Raw genomic sequence first — 20,378 nt, 5'->3', positions numbered from 1 at the left:
CTTATTTCGCGCCAGAGACAGCCAGCCCTGCGATCTGAGACTGAACCACGGCAGCCATCAGGCTGAGCGCGGCAAACGAATTCGAAATGGCTTCTTCGCGGGAGACCATCACATAGTGGCCCTTCTGGCAGGCTGTCAGGAAGTTACACCAGCCCGGCATCACGGCATTCATCGCCGCGATTTCATCGGCCGGCGAACCGCCGGTATCACCCCGCCAGGTATCGAACACCAGATCCGCATCCAGGTCCGGCAGTCGCTCGGCACTGACATTCATGCGGCCATCTTCAGGAATATTATTGATCAGGGCAGGGAAGGTCAGGCCGGCATCACGCAGTACTTTCCCCAGCGAATGGTAGCTGTGCATTACGGTAATTTTACCGTTATTGGCCTGCAGGACGGAGACGGTAATTTTACGACCGCCGATGGTCTGTTTCAGTTGACTGATTTCATCCTGATACCGTGCTTCCAGTCGTGACAGTTGAACCTGTGTGCCGGTCAGCTGTGCCAGCTTACTGTAAATCCGTGGTGCGCCGCCTTTCAGATGATCAATACTGACGGTCGGGGCAATCTTTTCAAGCTGATCGACCGGGGTATTACGGCCTGGTTCGGTAATGATCAGGTCCGGTTTCAGTGCAGCAATTGCCTCGATATTAATGTCCGAGGTACCGATAAAGCGGATACCGGAGTCAGTGTAATCAACACCGGTTAATAGTCGCGCTGATCGCAGTGTATGAGTGCCGTCCGGTAATGTTCGTCCGTGACTGCCGACCGGGAAAACCCCCAGCTCAATGAGCGGAATAGTAATGTCCAGATCATGCAGTGAGATGATCCGCTTCGGATGCAGCGGTACCGTTACCGTACGTCCGCTATCGTCGGTGAACTGCTGAGTTTGCGGCGCAGCAATGACAAACGTGCTGATAAATAACAGCAAAACAGAAAGAATACGCATAATCATCCTTACAAATCAGAATTTATCCCGGCGTTGCCAGAGCAGTAGCAGGAAAAACGGACCGCCGAGTAACGAAATGACGATACCGGCAGGTAACTGTAATGGGGCAAAAGCCAGTCTTCCCACATTATCGGCCAGTAAGACCAGCACGCCACCACAGACGGCACTGCCACTGAGCAGTGCGGATTGTCCGCCCCGGAACAACATACGTGACAGGTGCGGGGCCATCAGACCGACAAAACCGATACTGCCGACACAGGAAATACAGGTGGCGGTCAGAATGACCGGCGCGATAAACCTCAGCAGGGTTAACTGAGATAACCTGACACCCAACCCGGTCGCGGCGGTATTTCCCAGTAAGGCAATATCTGAAGCACGGGCGGTGAGAAACAACAGTAATATGGCCGGTATCCCCCAGCAGAGGGAGATGACTAACAGTGGCCAGCTGACCGCATTCAGGCTGCCCGCCATCCATAACATGACGGTCTGAACCTGACGGACATCGGCGGTAGTCATAAAAACACCGATGGCGGCCGCAAATATCCACGAAATTCCGATGCCTATCAGAATAAAACGGGGCCGGGAAAAATCTCTGCCCAGCACAACCACCAGCGCCGAGACCAGCAAGCCACCGGTCATCCCGGTGACCGGTTGCCAGAGCATACCTGCGGCCGGGAAGAACAGGATCTGCGTCAGAACCACAATACTGGCGCCTTCCTTTACCCCCAGCAGTCCCGGGTCCGCCAGTCCGTTACGGGTAATGGACTGCATCGCCGCCCCGGCCATTCCCAGCATTGCGCCGACCGCCACAGCCATCAATAACCGGGGAAGCCGGACGCCTGTGACGATAAACAGAGAAGGGTCATGCACCTCCTGCGGGTAAAACAGCGCTCTGGCGACACCGGATACCGGTATCCGCAGGCTGCCATGAGTAATACCAACGATCAGTAACAGAAAAATCAGCAGCAGAAAAAATGCCAGCCGGGCAAGGAGGGCGGGCCGCAGCAGAACAGACCACCGGCCCTGACGGAGTACTCTCCAGCCGACGGCGCGCAACAGGTGGCTCATTTAAAAAACCTCGAGGCAATAAAGATAAACACCGGAGCTCCGGCGAGGGCGGTCATTACGCCGGTCGCCAGCTCCTGAGGAGCTATCAGCGTGCGCGCGGCAATATCGGCAACCAGCAGAACCAGCGCGCCGCACAAAGCACAGCACGGGATGGCCTTACGTACATCTTCAGTTATCAGCCGTCGTACCACATTCGGGACAATCAGCCCGACGAAGCCTATCGGCCCGGCCAGAGAGACAGCCGCACCACTCAGTAAGGCAATCGCGAAAATGGACAACATCCGGGTACGCCGCAGATTGACCCCTAACCCGCGGGCCAGGTGATCCCCCAGCGCCAGGGCGTTCAGCGAAGGGGCCAGCCATCCCGCCAGCAGGACCGCCAGGGCTATCGGAATAGCCGCTGCCTGTATTCCCGGCCAGCTAAGTCCGGCCAGATCACCGGCCAGCCAGGTGCGCATATCCATCATGGTCTGCTCATCCAGTAACAGTACCGTGGCGGTCAGTGAAGACGCGAAAGCGGACAATGCCACCCCGCAAAGTGTGACCTTCATCACCGTCAGCCCGCTGCGTCCGGCGGAAGAGAAGAGGATCACCAGGCCGAACAGCAAGGCAGCACCGGCCGCCGCGACCAGTGGCCGGATACCCGGCAAGGTGAGCCAGCTCGCGCCACAAGCCATACTCATCACCACGGCCAGTGCCGCCCCGGCATTTAAGCCCAGAATATGAGGCTCCCCTAAGGGATTGCGGATCACTGACTGTAACAGCAATCCGGCAACGCCTAATGCACTGCCAATCAGTAGTGCGGCAACCAGACGTAACAGCCGGAGTTCAACCACCACATGATGATTGAAATTGCGGGGATCATACGCGAACAGCGCCCGGACGACCGTTTCCGGTGCGATATACCGGGCGCCGATCGCCAGAGCAATGACTGAACAGACGGCCACCAGCAAGCCCGTCAGCAGCAGACTTAGCAGGTAACGGGACTGACGAGGGCGGAACAAAGGGACGGTCCCGGTCATTCTTGTGAACTCTTCATCGCAGGAAAGGGCATAAAGAAGGGTTTGCCGGTGTGTGGGTTGACCGACATCTGGACATCCAGATCAAACACGGATTGGATCAGCGCCGGGGTACAGGCGGCTGGGTCGTCGGTGACGGCACACAATCTGCCCTGTTTCATAAATACCAGAGTATCTGCATAGTTAACGGCAAAATTCAGATCGTGCAGCACCATGATCACCGTCCGGTGATGATACAGGGTCAGGTCACGCAGCAATTCAAGGATCTCAACCTGATAACGCAGATCGAGAAAGGTCGTCGGCTCATCCAGCAAAATTGTCGGGGTCTGCTGGGCGAGGGTCATGGCTATCCAGCATCGCTGGCGCTGGCCGCCGGAAAGGTTCTCTACCTGCTGATCTGCCAGAGACTCCGTCCCGGTCAGACGCATCGCTTCGGTCACCGCCTGCTCATCGGCTTCTGACCATTGGCGCAGGAATCCCTGCCACGGGAACCGGCCCCGGGAGATCAGTTCTGCGACGGTCAGTCCCTCTGGCAGCAGCGGGGTTTGTGGCAGAATTCCCAACTGACGTGCCACCTGACGGGCAGGTTGCTGATGAATCGCCTTGCCATCCAGGATGACCTGTCCGGCATGCGGTGTGATCATCCGCGCGATGCTGTTGAGTAATGTGGATTTTCCTGACCCATTAGCACCGGCCAGTATGGTCATCTTGCCTGGCGGAAGGCTCAGGCTGATATCATCAATAATTATCTTTTTCTGGTAACCGGCACGCAGGTTCTCGACCTGTAAACCTCGTTTATCCATGGTAGGGAGCCTGCTGTGGCATGTTAACTCCTGCGTCAGACCCGGAACATAACGCCGGTCATCGGAACGCAAATAGTAATAAGTATCATTCTCCCTGCAATTTTGCGTGGCTGCTATGTAGTAGTCAAGAAAAATATAGGGTTATCATGTCACAGGCCGGTAAAGAGGTGATATAACGATATTTACACGGACAATATATAATTAATCTATAAATCAGTTTGTTAGATAAAAATGAAACGGAAGAGTCAGGCAAAAAATGCGTATAATACTGTAGCGAATCACTGTAAAAACCCGGTGACTACTACATTGCTATTTATCCGCAGTGCCCTGCACACCGATGATAGTATGCAGAGTGGTATCTTAATGTCGTCCTTTTTTATACTGTGTGGCGTCCCCTGCCGGGATGTTTATCTTCACCCGGCCAGTCTGTCGTCTCAGGGTTTTAGGGATTGTCGCTAAGCGCTGCCGGTGTTTACCCCGGGTGGCTCTGTGAACTCATTTCGCGGGCTGCGTGCTGGCCTGGCGGTGCCTGCGCTCAGCCACGGGGCAGGACACCTGCCCCCGCGTCACGGCAGCAGGTACTGCAGCAGCGCCAGGCTGGCCATCGAAATTACCAGCGTCACCAGCATCGGAAAGCGTTGGGCGCAGGCAATGGCTATCAGCATCGCAATGGTCCGGGCCGGGCCGTTTGAAAAAAATCCGGGCGCAATCGCCGACACCATCACACACCCGGGGGCGATTTCCAGTACATGCTTTGCACCGGCACTAAGGTGGCGTTTACGCAGTAACAGAAATCCCAGCACCCGGGTCAGATAGGTGGCCAGTGCCATGCCGGTAATGGTGAGTATTGCCTGCCAGGTCATACTCCCCTCCGTGCCTGCAGCCAGGCCACCAGCATGCCGCTAAAGGCGCCGGCCAGCACATAGCTGTGACCCGGCACCAGGATAAAGGTAGCCGCGGACACCAGCAGACTGGTACACCAGGGCAGTATCGTCTGATTTCCCCGCCACATTCCTTTCAGCAGTACGATAAATATTGCCGGGAAGGCCATCGCCAGACCCAGTGACTGAATATGGTCCTGCACCGAGGGTAAAAGATAGCCCGCCAGCGAAAACAGCACCCAGACCGGATAGAACGGAAAACAGACCCCGAGATAATAGGCCAGCGGCAGTGCTTTTGCGTCGGGCATTCCGGATGCGTTTCTCACCGCACTGGCATAGCTGACAGCCCAGCCTTCGTCGCCCATCAGGAACAGTGCCGGTAGTATTTTTCTCAGTGGCAAATGTTTCAGGTAGGGGGCAATCGCAGCCCCCATAATGATGTGCCGGCTGTTGATCAGAAACGTCAGCATCACAATCGTCAGCACTGGTAGCGGCGCGTGCCACAGACTGATGGCGGCAAATTCAGAACCTCCGGCAAAGTTCATCGATGTCATCAACCCCAGTTGCCAGGGAGGGATCCCCTGACTGGCGGCCTGAATACCGAGGATCACGCCATACGGAGCCACCGCCAGCAGTAACGGAATAGCATCTTTCACCCCGCGGCTGAACGAAAGGCTGTGCTGATGCGTGGTCATCGTTCCGCCTTAGCAGAGTCTGCCAGCAAGCTGATACCCGATAGAGATGTTCCGGCGGGAGGGGCAGGCTGCTGATCTTCCGTGCCGGAACCGGGACATCCGTAAATGCCCGGAAATTCCGGCGCGGCTAAGCCGTCAGTCATGGGTAAGACACTCACTGGAAACGCTCCTCTGTATGAGAATAAAGTACTCGCTGCCGGCCGGCAGGTGCTGTTCACCCGCGGGCCTGTTCCTCTAAGCCTCCGATGCTGCACTCTCCTGCGAGGCAGGCCGGAGAACCCCGGCGAACCCGCCTGATCCCTTGAGTGTAAATGCCGGGCATCCGCGACGGGCTGAAGTGCTTTGACGATCAGCATCAGTCGATGATATCGCGGAGATTATCTCCGCTGTCTGTGCCATCATTGCGGCACTTCTGCGGGGATAAGGCATTCTTGCACAGGGCTTGTGATTACAAAAGCGAGTGTTTAGCATGGATATCATCACAAAACCGGATGGTGCCGGCCATGGACCTCAATATTCAGAAATACAAGGCATTTATCAGCGTGGTCGAGTGCGGAAGTTTTACCCGCGCCGCCGAACGTATCTTTTACTCCCAGTCGGGGATCAGCAGGATGATCAATGACCTGGAAACCGAATGGGGAGTGTCGTTATTCGAACGCAGCAGGCAGGGAGCCAGACTCACCCCGGAAGGCCGTCGCCTGTTACCCTTTGCCCGTGGTGTTTATGAAAGTTATGGTCGTCTGCAAAGCGAAGTGGATGCGCTGAACGGGTTGCAGTCAGGGACGATCAGGGTAGGGACGTTTTCCAGTGTTGCCGTTCACTGGCTTCCTGCCCTCCTGAGTGAGTTCCGTCAGCACTACCCGGATATCATCTTCGAATTAGTGCCGGGAGACTATCGGGAAACGGAGCGCAGAGTACTGGAGGGCCAGGTGGACTGTGGATTTACCCGCCTGCCTGTCCATTCCTCGCTGGAAAGCCTGTTTCTGCATCATGACCCCTATCGGGTCGTGATGCCGGACGACCATCCGCTCGCAGGATTGCAGACCGTTCCGCTACCGGCATTATGCGATTATCCCTTCCTGCTGCTGGAGAAGGGCAACAATAATGAGATATCAGGGATCTTTGCTCAGCATCAGCTGGATCTGCAGGTCAGATATACCCTGTGGGATGACTATGCTGTGATGGCGATGGTTGAAAAAAATCTGGGGATCAGTCTGTTACCGCAACTGACGCTGCAGAATATCCCCTATCGGATAACGACACGTGAAACCGAACCACTGACCGGCCGGGATATCGGACTTGTGTATCGCGATACAAAAACGCAGTCACGGGCGGTGAAGACTTTTATCGGTTTCCTGAGCTCTTTCCGGATCTGACACCTGAGATCTGGTTGAGGAGGGCAGGCTCACTTGCTTTGGCAGAGAACCGGCGACGGACCGCCATGGAGGGGGAAACGGTCATCAGGCATCATATTCTGCGGCGGGTCTCCGGGCCGAAAGACGTTAGCAGATCCCCGACAAGATATTCTCTCCTTTGGGTCAGGCCTGAATCTGGCCTGCAGCTTCCCCTGAACTGACAAGGATACGGGCGGCCAGCCGGTCAGCTCGCGGAAACGGGTGTGCGGGTGACGAACGATTTGACGATCGGCAGGGCGGCAGAGGGATTTCGGGCCGCAAACCGTATCCCTGAAGGGAAGCCGTACCGGCGGGAATTCGGCCGGTGGCGTTAGAGTGGATCATACCGGCCTGATATCAGAGCCCGAGGGAACGTAAAAAAAGGTCGAGGATGGCGTTGGCACGGTGGCCTTTACGGGTAGCAGCCGCGATGGTGGTGGTAAAAAACATCTCCTCCGGATGGATAGCCCGCATCATATCCTTCTCCAGCCAGGCATTCGCATAATGATCGGGCAGGAACCCGACAAACTTACCGGTGAGGATCAGGAAAGCTATCCCTTCCCGGTCAGTCGCGGTGGCATTGCAGTTGAGTCGCTGGTGCAAACCGATAGTTTCTGCGGTCATCCGGTAACCGGGAGCGACGGCATCCACGCTGCTGAGACGGGCGCTGTCAACATTCCCGGCCGTCCCGAACAGCGGGTGGTCGTGACTGCAGTAGAGGCTGGATTTCTCTTCATAGAGCGGATAGTAGTTGAGTGTCGAGAGCGGGGTGATCATCGGCAGTGCGCCGGCATGAAGGCGACCGTCCATCAGGCCTCTTTCGATCTCCGCCGGTGTACACATACTCAGATTGATGCGGATTTCCGGGCCACGGGTACGCAGTTCCTGTAACGCTTCGGTTATCCGCATCATCGGCTGTGTCACCAGATTATTTATAATGCCGAGCTTGAATTCACCACGGATCTGCTCATGCATCTGATTGACCTGCTGGCGAAAAAACTCTACTGAGGTCATCATGGTTTCACTGAGACGCAGTATCTCTCTTCCTTCATCGGTCAGAGAGAATCCAGCCCGTCCGCGCTGACACAGACGCATCCCTAATCGCTGTTCAAGGTCACCCATATGTAAGCTGATCGCGGAACGGGTGATCCCTAATAATCCTTCTGCTGCAGAAAAACTGCCACATTCAGCGACCGCTTTAAAAATTCTTAACAGCCTGAGGTCAAAATCGGTCACCTGGTTGAGTGTTTTTTTCTTCATTTACGTGAGTAATCTGATATCTGAAGGGGAATTACTATTGATTTAACCTGCGAATCGGTGAATTGCAACCGGTTTTAGGATAGCGGCGATGGGGGAACTTCGTACTCAGCCCGACCGAAGAATCACTCACAATATTTTCCTTTTTTAAAACATGATGTTATTAATTTATATTCGGCAGCCCCTCGCAGGTGACTCTGAGTGGTTCCGTGACTTTGCTGCCGGCTGATTTCCTGGTACGGTTCAGGGAACCGCGATGACAATCCCTGAGGCGGCTTTCCGGCTGCCGTCATCGCAGGTGATCTCCGGCGTGGCGGATAAGATGACGGGAACACTTCCGCCCGTTGTCGCGATATAAACCGGACCGCCGGGCGTCTCCTGTTGTGTTGCCGGGGGGGCTGTTGGCCAAAGTGCATAACGACCCGGCGGGAATTTTATACAGCACCCCGGGCAGGATTGCTTTCGGAAGCGCTGCCGTAGAAAAGGTTATACCCGATACAGAATCATCACCTGAGACAGGAGCCTGCTATGCCGATACCCGTACTGGAAACATCCCGATTATGGTTAACCCCTCTGGTCAGTGAAGATGCGCCGCAGATCCAGCAATGCTTTCCGCGCTGGGAGATCGTCCGTTATCTGACAGGGACTGTCCCCTGGCCCTATCCGGAGGACGGTGCAGAGTTTTATGTGAATTCTATTGCGCTGCCGCAGATGGAAAAGGGACAGGCATGGTGCTGGACGGTACGCCGAAAGAGCACCCCGGAAGAACTTATCGGGCATATCTGTTTATATGATATACCCGATAATAACCGCGGTTTCTGGCTGGTGCCTGAATATCAGGGGCAGGGCTATATGCGTGAAGCCAGTATTGCGGTAACCGATTACTGGTTCAACACCCTGAAACGGGACGTTTTACGGGCACCGAAAGCCGCGGATAACCACCGTTCCCGGGTAATCTCAGAAAACAGTGGCATGCGGCTTATCCGGACGGAAGAGAAGCACTATGTCAGCGGCTGGCTGATGTCTGAATTATGGGAAATCACCCGTGATGAATGGAATTCCCGCGATCAGAGCCCGGAGGCCCGGTGATTTAACCTCTCCCGGCGCAGGGGGCATGACTGCCGGTGTATAAGGTTCGGCGGTAGGTCGGATTCCTATGGTCACCGGCAGGTCGGCGGGATCAGCACGGTTGCGGTGATAAAAAGAGAAGACAATCCTGAGTTTGTTAACGGCTCTGTGGTCAGGTTATCGTTTACCCGTGTAGAATAGCCACATTCAGAGAGGGGGCTGCTTCTCAGCTGAAAAGAGCACCGGCTGGCTTCAGCAAAATCCCACATCGTCTTTTTTGATAACAGGTAACAATGGCAATGGCTTTTATTCCAAAAAACTACGCGCGGCTGGAAAGTGGCTATCGTGAAAAAGCACTTAAAATTTATCCGTGGGTCTGCGGGCGTTGTTCCCGGGAGTTTGTTTATTCCAATCTGCGGGAATTAACGGTTCACCATATCGATCACGATCACACCAATAACCCGGAAGACGGCAGCAACTGGGAATTGCTATGTCTGTATTGTCACGACCATGAACATTCGAAATATACCGAAGCCGATATCTATGGCACCCGCGTTGTTGCGGGCGAAGATGCACAGAAAGATATGGGTGTGGCGACCTTTAACCCGTTTGCCGATTTAAAGTCGATGCTGAATAAGAAAAAGTAGTCCCGGCACCGGGGATACCTGAAACCCCGGCCCTACGACTCAGTGCCCGGAGAGGTTAAAACCCCGCAGATTGCACAGTCAATGGCGGGCATCTGCTCCCTGCTCATCAGGCGAATAACCGGAGTTAAGGGTAACAGTTCTGCCACCATGACAGGTCTTCCTGCCGGGGAATGACTTCTTTGCCCGCATGATCGGAGCATGTAATGAGTGCTTCTGAACCTGTGACACACGGAGTAACCGTCCGTTTTTCTGCTGACTGAACGACAGCACAATACGTTGCCTGGATGCATAACAGTGAGACACGAGCGGGTGTCAACGCTAATTTTGCGTGGTGGCGTTTACCCGTGGATATTACCGGCATTTCAGGCGATAAATCGCCCGGTCGCCCCTGTTTCATCCGGTTGTTGACAAAGCGTCTGTGCTTAATGTGCAGAGCGATATTGCTCTGCAATTTTTATTAGTGGTGTCCTCTAAGCACGAAGACGTATGTTGTAGAGAAAATTTCTTCGGCTAAGGAACGGGGTTTGGGTAATCAGAAACGCAGGCGATTGAAGACGCTGGTGGGTGCCGGCAATGTCGTGACGGCCTCTAACGATAAACAGCGTGGTTACGGTATATCGCGGGCCGCTAAGCTGGCACAACTTGCCGAACGCGAAAAAATTACGGGTTTATTCACCGCAGATTTACTGCAGACCGATCGTGCCGGGTTGGCAGGAAGTACCGGCAGTCAGGATCCACTGATTGCGCTGTCAGCCCTCAGCCAGCAAACCAGTGATATCGGATTAGTGGCTACCGTCAGTACTGGCTGGCTGCATCCTTATCATCTGGCGCGACAAATGGCCACGCTGGACCATCTGAGTGGTGGCCGCGCGGCGTGGAATGCAGTGACGTCCTCTGTCGGCGAAGAGAACTTCGGCCTTGAGCCGTTGCCCTCGCCGGATCAACGTTATGCGCGCGCCAGCGAATTTATCAGCGCTTACAATGCATTATTAGACGCTAACGATCCTTCCGCCGTATGGCGTAAATCCGCAGGGGGGATCGCCATCGATCCTCAAAAACTTCATCCGATAAATTTTCGCGGGGACTATATTCAGGTCGAAGGACCGTTAAATGTACCGCCGCCCCCGCAACGGCGTCCGGTACAGTTTCAGGCCGGGCAATCTGATGCAGGGATCAATCTCGGTGTGCGCTTTGCTGAGGTGATTTATACTTCACAACCTACGCTGGACGATGCGGTGAATTTTGTGGCTGAAGTACAGCGTCGTGCCGTTAGCGTGAGTCGTGAAGGAGAACTACCGCTCTTTATGAATTCGTTCCACGCCATTATTGGCGAAAGTGAGGAGGGAGTCGCCCGCCGCCTGCAGCAAAAGTATGAACGTATTGACTATTCGCAAGGGCGCTTACGTCTGGCAGATATGCTGGGAGGTGAGGTGGACCTGACTGAATTAGCGTTAGATGCGCCGGTCCCTGCCGCACTGATCCCCGGGGTGTCGCAGGTGAATCGTCGTCAGGGGCGGGCGCAAATATTCCGCAATTATGCCTTACAAGGGCTGACACTGCGAGAGCTCATCCACAGGGCGGAAGAGACCGGACACTGGTTTGTCGCCGGCGTCCCGGAACAGTTGGCGGATGCTATCGAGGAACGCTATAACGCCGGTGTACTGGATGTGATCTCTCTGCATGGTCTCGGTAATCCTGATCAGGAGGATTTATTGATCAATGGGTTATTGCCCGAGCTGCGTCGCCGCGGGTTGCTGGATAACGATTACGTTGGCGAAGATTTTCGTTCTAATCTCGAACTGGCCCCGTTACGCGAATGGCGGTCATGAGTAACGCCGCAGTCAGGCTTGCCTGACTGCGTTGATCTTTTAGCTGTTCTCAGGGGTAACGGCAGATGAGTGAGTGTCGGGAGTTGCTGAATCCTTGCGTAATAAGCCACTGATAAAAATCCCTCCCGCTGTCGCCGCTACGATGACGACCAATGCGAACAAGGTTGCGCCTGAAGCCAGCCCCAGAGAATCAATCAGAAAACCGGCCGCTACCGGCAACAGCCCTGCCGGAATATATCCGCCGATATTCATTACTGCGCTGGCTTCGGCCCGGCGATTATCCGGCACATGCAGACCGATCAGGGTCAATCCTCCCAGTTGGCCTAATCCCTGGCCTGCACCGGCGAACAGTGCAGCAAGTATCAACAGCCACGCCACTGAATACTGCACTGCGGCGATAAGACATACCATCGCCAGGATCGTTGCACCTGCGCTTGCGAAAAAAATCCGGCGAACGTTCCAGTGCCGCAGTGCGAACTGTATACCGGTTGCCGTCAGGAACATGGCACATGCGATGCCGCCAGCAATTATCGGGTTTTGGATATGAAGTAAACGGGAAAGCAGCGAGGGACCCAGCGACAGCACAAATGACGTCGCAGTGATGCTGGGGCCAAAAGCCAGAATACCGCAAGTCAGATGAGGCCGGTTTTCCCGTGGTATGCGGGGAAGTCGCAATGGCATGCGCTGTATCTGCTTTGCCGGCGGGGTCGGGTAGGGTAGCCGCAGCGCAACCCATAATGCGCTGGAAAGCACGATAAATCCGATGATAAAGACCGGATGTGCAGGCTGTGACGAGATCTGTGCCACACTTCCTGCCAGTAAAGGACCCAGACCCGCGCCCAGCACCATGGAAACGGAGGCTAATAATGCAGCCTGACGCCTGCGCCCGTTATCCGCGAAATCACCGACGGCCGCCATCCCGGCTGAAACCATTACGCCTACGGCGATCCCCGTCAATAGCCGGGCTATTGCCAGAGAGGCTACCGACCCCGAACCTGCGAATAAAATACAGGCCAGCAGTGCGGATACAAGGCCGGGTATCAGCACCCGGCGGCGGCCAAAGCGGTCGGAAAGCTGTCCGGCAATGAACAGTGTGCCCAGTAATCCTGCAATATAGAATGCAAAAATCAGGGTCAGTGTGCCGGTTGAAAATCCTAACCGGTTCTGCCAGTACACATAAAGCGGTGTGGGTGAATTTGACAGTATAAATACAGCGGTGACCAGCCACGCTGAGCCGTACATCGCAGCAGATGAGACTGTCCGGGGAGGGTGTGTTTTTTGTCCTTTCATGGCCATACCTTAGTTAAAGAAATCAGCGCTAACGGCTTTCAGATTCGATGTTCGATTTGATCTGGCTGATGAGGACGCTGACGTCCCAGTAGCTTCAATACGAGCAGCGCGGTCAGCGCTGAAAGCCCTGCGAGCGTAAACAACATCGTGCGGAACGCGGCATCATAAGCCTGTAATATCAGTTTTTGCATTCCCCCTGACTGCGCGGCAGCCTGCTGCAGTTCTCCCAGCGCGGCACGGCTGGCAGCGGAAGCGACGACACCGGCCGGCGAGTCAGGCAGGGCATTCATCAGATACCCCTGGATAAGAAAGGCAAGCAGCGCTCCGGCCAGAGCAATGGCTACGCCGTCCGCCGTGACGCGAACACAGTTAAAGATACCGGTGGCCATCCCTGCACGTTCTTTCTCCACAACGCTTACCGCCATACCATCCATTAGCCCCCAGGGCAGGCCAATACCGATACCAATCAGAGCCAGGGGGGCAATCAGTACGGGCCCGGGACCGCCAGCGACTACCTCCCCGAGCCAGACCAGACCCAGTGCAGACAATACCAGGCCAGTCGCGGAAAGTACGCCAGCAGTCCACCAGCAGGATAACCACGCGGCGATAAAGGGAACCAGTAATAGCGGAGCTGCCAGCGCAATCATCATTTTTCCGGCGGCGAACGCTGAAAGGCCATCAATACCGATAAAGCGGCCAGGGAGCAGGACGATAAGCGTCACGAAAAAAAACGCCGGTGACGCAGCCAGTACCTGAACACCGATAAAGCGGGCCTGGCGGAAAAGGCTTAGGTCCAGTATGGGGTGGATAACGCGGTGCTCAATCCGAATAAACGCGATAAGTAAAAGCAGTGCCGATATCAGCAACATGATGACGGTTCTGTTGTTCCAGCCGGCTTGCGGAGCCAGCAATACGGCACAGGTAAATAGTGTCAATGTGGCGGTAAAGCTGATAACACCGGGCCAGTCGAGGCCGTTGGTCTCAGGATCCCGCAACTCTTCTACCGCAACCATAACCAGCAACAGTCCGATAAGACCAATCAGTGCCGTGGCCAGAAACACCCAGCGCCAGCCGGCAATCCCGGTCAGCCAGCCTGCCGCCAGCGGGCCGAATGCCAGACCAATGCCGAAGGTGGTCCCTAACATGCTAAATACGTGAGGCCGGCGCGGTCCGCAAAAAGTCCGGGCTAAAGATGACATGGCTCCGGCGAAAGCCGCCGCGCCACCGAGGCCCTGTAACAGGCGCAAAATATCAATCCCGATAACCGAAGTCGCCAGCGGAATGGCGAAGGTTACCAGTACAAATAACAGCAACCCGGCGATCCACACACGTTTTCTTCCGCAGACGTCGGCCAGGCTTCCGGCCGCCAGCATTGCACTGCCGTAGGTCAGGATATATCCATTAACGACCCAGTTGAGCTGTACTGCACTTCCGCCCAACTGCTGGCTGATAGCAGGTAAAACGACTGCCGGCCCGGTGAAGCAGAGGGGGATAAGAATACCGGTCAGACAGGCGGTCAGTAATAATATTCCTTTTCGCACATCTGAAGGGGTATCAGCTACCTGATATTGCGTCATAGATATCCTTTGTTAATAAGTTAATTAAGCAGCAGAAAAGAATGACGGGAAATCTCCGATGAAAGCGTCATTTTTTTGCCCGTCGGCACAGGCTAAGAGGGTGCGAAGTAAAGATAAATAGGTTAATGTTCCTGACAATTCGGACAAATTTTCTTCAATGGAAATACAATGGAATCAATAACCGGTATGACCTTTTTTGTTCATGCGGCAGAAACACGGAGTTTCTCTGCCGCGGGAAGAATATTAGGTGTTTCATCTTCAGCAGTAGGAAAGGGGGTTGCACGTCTTGAAGAGCGTCTGGGCGTCCGGTTATTGCACCGCAGCACGCGCAGCATAACGGTGACGGCTGAGGGGGCGATGTTTCTGGAACGCTGTCGGCGGATTTTGCAGGAACTGGATGCCGCTGAACAGGAACTACTGGAGACACAGCATAAACCGAAAGGGCGTCTGCGGATCAGTTTACCGTTGGTCAGCGAATTGGTCATGCCTGCCATAACGGAATTTATGGCGCGTTATCCTGACATTGAACCCGACCTCGATTTTACCGATAACCTGGTGGATGTGATTAACGACGGATTTGATGCAGTGATCCGCACCGGCGCACTGAGTGATTCCCGGCTGATGTCACGTCAGTTAGGTAAGTTTCAGCTACTGCTGGTTGCCTCACCGGCTTATCTTGATAAACATCCTGCGCTTTTAGTCCCGGCAGATTTACAGCAGCATGCTTGCCTGCAGCATAAATTCCCCGGTACCGGCCGTTTCGAAACCTGGCCTTTAGCGGTACCTGAGGGGCAAATTCCGCCGGTGCTACCGGCTTCAATGATTTGCAATACCACCGGGGCGTTAGTGGAGGTAGCCAGAGCCGGATTAGGTATTGCCTGTCTGCCTGATTTTATGGTGAAACAGTCGATTGCCGCAGGTGAATTGAGAGTGGTGTTAAGCGACTATACTCAGCATCAGGGGGTATTTCATATTCTCTGGCCTTCAAGCCGTTATCTGTCGCCAAAACTACGCGTTTTTATAGATTTTATGTGCCATCATTTGTTTAATGAACGTCGGGGCAGTCACGGGTAATAAAATAGCCCGGGCCGTATAAAATACCGGGACAGATTCCTGAGTCTCTGAAAGGTATTGACGACGGTCTGTCGACGATAATGATAAGGTCTTTCTGTATTGCTATTATCCTGATCTCTGATGATACAGATAAAAATAAACTGTGGGATACAGGGAAAACTAAAAAGGATACCCCACCCGGTTGTTGTTGATCCGCTGTCGGAAGGTACCCATATTGAGGCAACAGTCCCCCGGTACCCGGAAGAAAAAAACTTTTCGGATGATATTCTTACTCTGCCGCTGCCGTATATTCCGCCGATTTCTATATATCTGCGAAATAGGTAATGACTCCAATTTATTGATAGTGATTTATTGAAGTGGTCAACAAAAACTGGCCACAGCTTTAGAGTTTCTCCAGAACAATCGTTCTGATTCATTCGGCGTCAAACCACCATTATATTGATGAAGTCTTGTAAGTATCCCTGCAAAAAGAACCATTCACTTTTAGAGATCTTCCGGCATACTGATTATGTCCCCGGAGGGGAGCGTCATGCGCAAAGCCCGATTTAACGAACACCAGATCATCGTCGTTCTGAAGTCCGTCGAAGCCGGACGCACCGTTAAGGATGTCTGCCGCGAGGCCGGGATCTCTGAGGCCTCGTACTTCAACTGGAAAGCGAAGTTCGGCAGCATAGAAGCGTCTGATATCAAAAAGATGAAAGACTTGAAGGATGAAAACCGCTGTATCAAACAGATGTTTACGGACCTGAGTCTTGAGTGCCGAGCCATGAAAGACGTTATTGAAAAAAAGCTTTAAAACCAGCGATAAAGCGTGTGCTGGTCAACTATCTGACCGCGCAGTGTGCCATGAGCTGACACCAGACATGCAGGACATTGCCGCTGAGCAGGACGGTATTTCATTATCAGCCGGATACGCGACGTAAGGAGTCGGCCATTATGGCGCTGACCGTGGCGGCTGAACGCTATCCGCGATACGGATTTAAAAAGCTTTTTCTGGTGCTGCGCAGGCAGGGCAATACCTGGAACCATAAAAGAGTTCACCGTATTTACTGCCTGCTGAAACTGAATTTTCGCCGTAAGGGAAAACAGCGCCTGCCGGTGCGTAATCCGGCTCCGCTGGCGACGCCAGAGGCGATGAACCAGAGCTGGTCCATCGATTTTATGCACGATGCGCTGGTGTGCGGCAGACGCTTTCGGACTTTCAACGTAGCGGATGATTTTAACCGCGAAGCATTGGCGATCGAAATTGATCTGAATATCCCGGCGCAGCGGGTCATGAGAGTGCTGGATAGGATCGTGGCACACCGCGGATATCCGCTGAAAATACGGATGGACAACCGGCCAGAACCGGTCTCACAGGCGCTGGCACAATGGGCCGAAGAACATGGAGTGCAGCTCGAATTTATTAAGCCGGGCAAGCCAACACAAAATGCCTTTATCGAACGGTTCAACCGGAAATACCGGGCAGAAATCCTGGATTTTTACCTGTTCAGAACACTGAATGAAGCACGGGAAATTACAGAGCGCTGGCTGATGGAAGAAAACAGCGAGTACCCCCATGAATCCCTGAATAAGCTGACGCCGTAAGAATACCGGCTGATGGCTGAAACCCCGGAAATCTCAAAAAGTGCGTGGAACTAAAACGGGTGCGCTTACAGCTCCATAATCGAACTAACCTGCCCCGGAGTTAACCACCAATTTTTCCCGATGCGGAGGATTAAATCAAAATGCAGCGGGAAGGCTAGACTTTTCACGCTAACCATGTAAATCAGTACCAGATAGGATTCGCAAAGCAGCAGAAAAACAAAAAACCCGCTTAAGTTTCCTTAAGCGGGTTTCTTAAATATGGCTCCTCTGACTGGACTCGAACCAGTGACATACGGATTAACAGTCCGCCGTTCTACCGACTGAACTACAGAGGAATTGTCGTGAAGACGGGGCGCATAGTAACGGGGCCGGGCCGGGTTGTCAAAGCAGTTTTAGCCGCGAATGAACTGTTTGCTGATAAAAGATACAATCAGCGGCGGGGCGCTGATTGACTGCTTTGCCGGGGACAAATAAAGACGGATTCGCCAGACCCGGCAGTTATACGCAACCAGGCTGCAACTGATAGACCCAGGCGCTGATCTGGCGGTCATCCGGGGTGGTGACTTCTGTCAGTACCCGGTCATACCCGTCTTCAAACTCATCCAGCCGTTGCCAGTGATGGTGCAGATGCTCTGAGAAAAACAGAAATCCTTCGATAGCTGCGCCCTGAGGGTCAAGGACAACGCCCGGGAAACCGGCTGCGGCTCCCCGGCCACTTGCAAAGTATCTCCCGTGGATGGTTCCGGCTTGCCACTCACCGCCGATATTTTCCAGCAGGCAGGCATTGCACTGGCCGGGGCGTAATGTTCCGTAGACGAAAAGGGGAGTCATAAGTACCTCATCAGTAGCAGGGGGCTGTATTCTGCCAACATACCCGGCGACAACGGCTAACACAAGGCAGAAGAGCATGGTGAATGCCGGCCTCTGTGACGGATGCCGGAGTGACGGACCTCCGTATCCCAGCAAAGCCAGCTGTTTCGCCGGTCCGGCCGCCCTGAGGGGATACCCGGTACGAAAAGTGTTATGAATGTCGTCAGCCTGTGAGTCTGTCGTCTGTGGTACAGAACGCGGCGATCAGATAAAAATAAAGATGATACCTGGCCTGCGGATGAAGGATATCAATGACTTTTTAATCAGCTCAGTTAAAGCGGATATTGACCGGGGCGATGGCTATATCCTTACGTTAAGCGTTTGAATGAATATAAATTCCTGATCATGCTTTGAAGAAGTGTGAATTAAGACGGGTGGCAACCTTTTTCCGCTTCACCCCGGGCCCGAATTTTCGGGCCTTACTTGCTTAAGTGACCGGCGTCAGGGTTATGGGTCATTCGACAGCATTTTTGCCAGCGTGATTTTGGGGATAGATGACGGGATTACCGGGATGACTGGCAGAGACGCAGGGACCATGCCCCCCGGAGACATCCCCCTGACCGGGGATCACTTCCCTACAGCGCTGTTAATTCTTATTGGTGCTTCTGAGCATTTTCCCTGCCGGGAAAGGCGGATAAAAAAGCCCCGTGCAGAACGGGGCTATCACACCGGGCCGGGTCAGCAGACCGGGCGCGGCGGGTCAGAACGGTGCATCAATATCCACAACGTCGATCAGTTTGTGGTTAACAAACTCTTTCAGGCCCAGGCCGAGCAATTCACGGCCATATCCCGAGCGTTTTACTCCGCCGAACGGCAGATCCGCTTTAACCATGGTCGGGTGGTTGATAAAGACCATCCCGGTGGTGATTTTTTTTGCCAGGGCATAACCGTAGCGGGTATCCGCTGTGAATATTGAGCCTCCCAGCCCGAAGTGCGAGTCATTAGCAATACGCACGGCATCTTCGTCATCCCGGGCCTTAATAATCATGGATACCGGGCCAAAGAACTCTTCATACCATGCCGGGTTATCCGGTGTGACATTGGTCAGTATGGTCGGCTGAACAAAGGCACCTTGCTGCGGAACCTTCTCACCGACTTCTGTGGCGATCGCACCATGTTTGACGGCATTTTCAATCTGTTTCCGCACGCTATCCGCCGCCCGCTGTGATGAAAGAGGGGCCAGTTGCGTGCTGCTGTCCATCGGGTCACCGGCTTTCAGTGCAGCGACACCGGCGGTGTATTTTTCCAGGAAAGTATCATAAATTTTTTCGTTGATGATCATCCGCTTGGATGACACGCACACCTGGCCGGCATTCCAGTGCCGCCCGAACACTGCCCATTTGACGGTCTTATCCAGTTCCGCATCGGCCAGTACTACAAAGGCATCCGTACCGCCCAGTTCCAGGGTAGATTTTTTCAGGTATTTTGCGGCCGTCTGCGCCACACTGGCCCCGGCCTTTTCTGACCCGGTCAGGGCTACGCCGTGCACACGCGGATCCTTCAGTACGTCCTCAATTTTATTGTGTGGCAGGAACAGATTGGTGAATCCGCCGGCAGGTAGCCCGGCATCCAGCATCAGTTGCTGGAAGGCTTCGGCACACTGAGGCACATTAGAGGCATGTTTCAGCAGCAAGGTATTACCCGCGGCCAGCTGCGGGGCCAGAATACGGGCAATCTGATAGAACGGAAAGTTCCAGGGCTCGATGGCCAGAATGACGCCGAGGGGCTGGTGGACCAGTACGGCTTTGCCTTCCGCCGGGTCGGTCACCGGTAGCGGCTCGTCTGCCAGCAGTTTGCCGGCGTTGTTCACGTAGTATTCGAATATTGCGGCAGATAATTCTACTTCGGCTTCTGCCTCGGCAAGGATCTTGCCCATCTCCAGGGTGATGATTTTGGCGAATGCTGTTTTCCTTTCCCGCAGGATATCTGCGGCTTTCTGTAACACTGGCACACGGTCACTGATGGAAAGCACACGCCATTGTTTAAAGGTTTCATCGGCACGGGTGATCGCCGCGGCGATTTCGCTGTCGGTAGCATCCGCAAAAGTTTTTATCGTTTCACCGGTGTAGGGATTAATGGTTGAAAATGGCATAAAGCGTACCTTCTGTTAACCGGCCGGGCGTATTGCCTCAGTCCGTAGGGGGGATTTTTCCCCGGGGTGTCATTACTCTTTCGTTAAGTGATTTATAAGTAAAGATGACCGGATATTCCAGATGGCACGCTCTATTGGTGTTATAGGTCACATTTTTTAGTATTTTCAGGTGATTACCCTTAATATCTGCAAGGGTATGACGGTCTCTGTCCTGGACAGCAAAGCCCTATAGCGTGGATGTCGCGGATAATTCCGGCAGACCCGGGCGGCCTGCCGGA

The 20,378-nt window shown here is 54.1% G+C and carries 16 protein-coding genes, 1 tRNA gene and 1 pseudogene; 6 read left to right on the top strand and 12 right to left on the bottom strand.

Translation table 11 applies throughout. The features are described from left to right. Position 1: 1 nt before the first annotated feature. From ABD035_RS14350 to ABD035_RS14325, 6 genes are all read right to left on the bottom strand, one after another. A complete protein-coding gene (locus ABD035_RS14350; protein WP_212712664.1) occupies positions 2-949 on the bottom strand; it encodes an iron-siderophore ABC transporter substrate-binding protein in 948 nt (315 codons plus the stop codon). Between the two features lie 15 nt (positions 950-964). Continuing rightward, complete coding sequence (locus ABD035_RS14345; protein ID WP_343870872.1) at positions 965-2,017, bottom strand: FecCD family ABC transporter permease; 1,053 nt, start codon at positions 2,015-2,017, stop codon at positions 965-967. Beyond that, a complete protein-coding gene (locus ABD035_RS14340) occupies positions 2,014-3,039 on the bottom strand; it encodes a FecCD family ABC transporter permease (protein ID WP_343870871.1) in 1,026 nt (341 codons plus the stop codon). Before ABD035_RS14340 ends, ABD035_RS14345 begins: the two co-directional genes overlap by 4 nt. Next, entirely contained in the window at positions 3,036-3,839 is an 804-nt protein-coding gene (locus ABD035_RS14335; protein WP_343870870.1) for an ABC transporter ATP-binding protein, read from the bottom strand. The genes ABD035_RS14340 and ABD035_RS14335 overlap by 4 nt, the downstream gene beginning before the upstream one ends. A gap of 566 nt (positions 3,840-4,405) precedes the next feature. Further along, positions 4,406-4,702, bottom strand: a complete 297-nt coding sequence (locus tag ABD035_RS14330; RefSeq protein ID WP_343870869.1) for an AzlD family protein — start codon at positions 4,700-4,702, stop codon at positions 4,406-4,408. Next, a complete protein-coding gene (locus ABD035_RS14325; RefSeq protein WP_343870868.1) occupies positions 4,699-5,415 on the bottom strand; it encodes an AzlC family ABC transporter permease in 717 nt (238 codons plus the stop codon). Before ABD035_RS14325 ends, ABD035_RS14330 begins: the two co-directional genes overlap by 4 nt. Positions 5,416-5,918: 503 nt before the next feature. Between ABD035_RS14325 and ABD035_RS14320 the strand changes: the two genes are divergently transcribed. Continuing rightward, positions 5,919-6,791 carry a LysR family transcriptional regulator gene (locus ABD035_RS14320; RefSeq protein WP_343870867.1) on the top strand — a complete coding sequence of 291 codons (873 nt, stop codon included), beginning with the start codon at positions 5,919-5,921 and terminating at the stop codon, positions 6,789-6,791. A gap of 375 nt (positions 6,792-7,166) precedes the next feature. Here the strand turns inward: ABD035_RS14320 and ABD035_RS14315 are convergent, their stop codons facing one another. Continuing rightward, complete coding sequence (locus ABD035_RS14315; RefSeq protein WP_212712671.1) at positions 7,167-8,069, bottom strand: LysR family transcriptional regulator; 903 nt, start codon at positions 8,067-8,069, stop codon at positions 7,167-7,169. 525 nt (positions 8,070-8,594) lie between these two features. Here ABD035_RS14315 and ABD035_RS14310 point away from each other — a divergent pair. The 3 genes from ABD035_RS14310 (at position 8,595) to ABD035_RS14300 (ending at position 11,610) form a co-directional block, all read left to right on the top strand. After that, on the top strand, positions 8,595-9,155 hold the full coding sequence (locus ABD035_RS14310) for a GNAT family N-acetyltransferase (RefSeq protein WP_343870866.1): 561 nt from the start codon (positions 8,595-8,597) through the stop codon (positions 9,153-9,155). 278 nt (positions 9,156-9,433) lie between these two features. After that, a complete protein-coding gene (gene yajD / locus ABD035_RS14305; protein ID WP_343870865.1) occupies positions 9,434-9,781 on the top strand; it encodes an HNH nuclease YajD in 348 nt (115 codons plus the stop codon). 524 nt (positions 9,782-10,305) lie between these two features. Further along, the gene (locus tag ABD035_RS14300; RefSeq protein WP_343870864.1) at positions 10,306-11,610 is read left to right on the top strand and encodes an NtaA/DmoA family FMN-dependent monooxygenase; all 1,305 of its coding nucleotides are present in this window, start codon (positions 10,306-10,308) and stop codon (positions 11,608-11,610) included. A 39-nt stretch (positions 11,611-11,649) separates the two neighbouring features. Here the strand turns inward: ABD035_RS14300 and ABD035_RS14295 are convergent, their stop codons facing one another. After that, positions 11,650-12,900, bottom strand: a complete 1,251-nt coding sequence (locus ABD035_RS14295; protein WP_343870863.1) for an MFS transporter — start codon at positions 12,898-12,900, stop codon at positions 11,650-11,652. A 38-nt stretch (positions 12,901-12,938) separates the two neighbouring features. Then, the gene (locus ABD035_RS14290; RefSeq protein ID WP_343870862.1) at positions 12,939-14,477 is read right to left on the bottom strand and encodes an MFS transporter; all 1,539 of its coding nucleotides are present in this window, start codon (positions 14,475-14,477) and stop codon (positions 12,939-12,941) included. A gap of 168 nt (positions 14,478-14,645) precedes the next feature. Between ABD035_RS14290 and ABD035_RS14285 the strand changes: the two genes are divergently transcribed. After that, entirely contained in the window at positions 14,646-15,551 is a 906-nt protein-coding gene (locus tag ABD035_RS14285) for a LysR family transcriptional regulator (protein ID WP_343870861.1), read from the top strand. Between the two features lie 529 nt (positions 15,552-16,080). Next, a pseudogene (locus ABD035_RS14280) lies at positions 16,081-17,138 on the top strand (IS3 family transposase). A 259-nt stretch (positions 17,139-17,397) separates the two neighbouring features. Here ABD035_RS14280 and ABD035_RS14275 read toward each other — a convergent pair. The 3 genes from ABD035_RS14275 to ABD035_RS14265 all read right to left on the bottom strand — a co-directional run bounded on the left by ABD035_RS14275 (position 17,398) and on the right by ABD035_RS14265 (position 20,100). Continuing rightward, positions 17,398-17,473 (bottom strand) — tRNA-Asn (locus tag ABD035_RS14275). A gap of 163 nt (positions 17,474-17,636) precedes the next feature. Beyond that, complete coding sequence (locus ABD035_RS14270; RefSeq protein WP_343870860.1) at positions 17,637-17,969, bottom strand: gamma-glutamylcyclotransferase family protein; 333 nt, start codon at positions 17,967-17,969, stop codon at positions 17,637-17,639. Between the two features lie 739 nt (positions 17,970-18,708). Then, positions 18,709-20,100 (bottom strand): NAD-dependent succinate-semialdehyde dehydrogenase, encoded by a 1,392-nt coding sequence (locus ABD035_RS14265; protein WP_343870859.1) that lies wholly within the window; start codon positions 20,098-20,100, stop codon positions 18,709-18,711. Positions 20,101-20,378: the final 278 nt, after the last annotated feature.

The organism is Tatumella terrea (genome assembly GCF_039523755.1).
Classification (GTDB): Bacteria; Pseudomonadota; Gammaproteobacteria; order Enterobacterales; family Enterobacteriaceae; genus Tatumella; species Tatumella terrea.
The sequence above is the reverse complement of the archived record's forward strand: the minus strand, read 5'-3'. Positions and strand labels throughout refer to the sequence as shown.

Bases quoted from the DNA above. Each gene is read 5' to 3' on its own strand.
- ABD035_RS14350 (WP_212712664.1), bottom strand. From the start codon at position 949: ATGCGTATTCTTTCTGTTTTGCTGTTATTTATCAGCACGTTTGTCATT.
- ABD035_RS14345 (WP_343870872.1), bottom strand. From the start codon at position 2,017: ATGAGCCACCTGTTGCGCGCCGTCGGCTGGAGAGTACTCCGTCAGGGC.
- ABD035_RS14340 (WP_343870871.1), bottom strand. From the start codon at position 3,039: ATGACCGGGACCGTCCCTTTGTTCCGCCCTCGTCAGTCCCGTTACCTG.
- ABD035_RS14335 (WP_343870870.1), bottom strand. From the start codon at position 3,839: ATGGATAAACGAGGTTTACAGGTCGAGAACCTGCGTGCCGGTTACCAG.
- ABD035_RS14330 (WP_343870869.1), bottom strand. From the start codon at position 4,702: ATGACCTGGCAGGCAATACTCACCATTACCGGCATGGCACTGGCCACC.
- ABD035_RS14325 (WP_343870868.1), bottom strand. From the start codon at position 5,415: ATGACCACGCATCAGCACAGCCTTTCGTTCAGCCGCGGGGTGAAAGAT.
- ABD035_RS14320 (WP_343870867.1), top strand. From the start codon at position 5,919: ATGGACCTCAATATTCAGAAATACAAGGCATTTATCAGCGTGGTCGAG.
- ABD035_RS14315 (WP_212712671.1), bottom strand. From the start codon at position 8,069: ATGAAGAAAAAAACACTCAACCAGGTGACCGATTTTGACCTCAGGCTG.
- ABD035_RS14310 (WP_343870866.1), top strand. From the start codon at position 8,595: ATGCCGATACCCGTACTGGAAACATCCCGATTATGGTTAACCCCTCTG.
- yajD (WP_343870865.1), top strand. From the start codon at position 9,434: ATGGCTTTTATTCCAAAAAACTACGCGCGGCTGGAAAGTGGCTATCGT.
- ABD035_RS14295 (WP_343870863.1), bottom strand. From the start codon at position 12,900: ATGAAAGGACAAAAAACACACCCTCCCCGGACAGTCTCATCTGCTGCG.
- ABD035_RS14290 (WP_343870862.1), bottom strand. From the start codon at position 14,477: ATGACGCAATATCAGGTAGCTGATACCCCTTCAGATGTGCGAAAAGGA.
- ABD035_RS14285 (WP_343870861.1), top strand. From the start codon at position 14,646: ATGGAATCAATAACCGGTATGACCTTTTTTGTTCATGCGGCAGAAACA.
- ABD035_RS14270 (WP_343870860.1), bottom strand. From the start codon at position 17,969: ATGACTCCCCTTTTCGTCTACGGAACATTACGCCCCGGCCAGTGCAAT.
- ABD035_RS14265 (WP_343870859.1), bottom strand. From the start codon at position 20,100: ATGCCATTTTCAACCATTAATCCCTACACCGGTGAAACGATAAAAACT.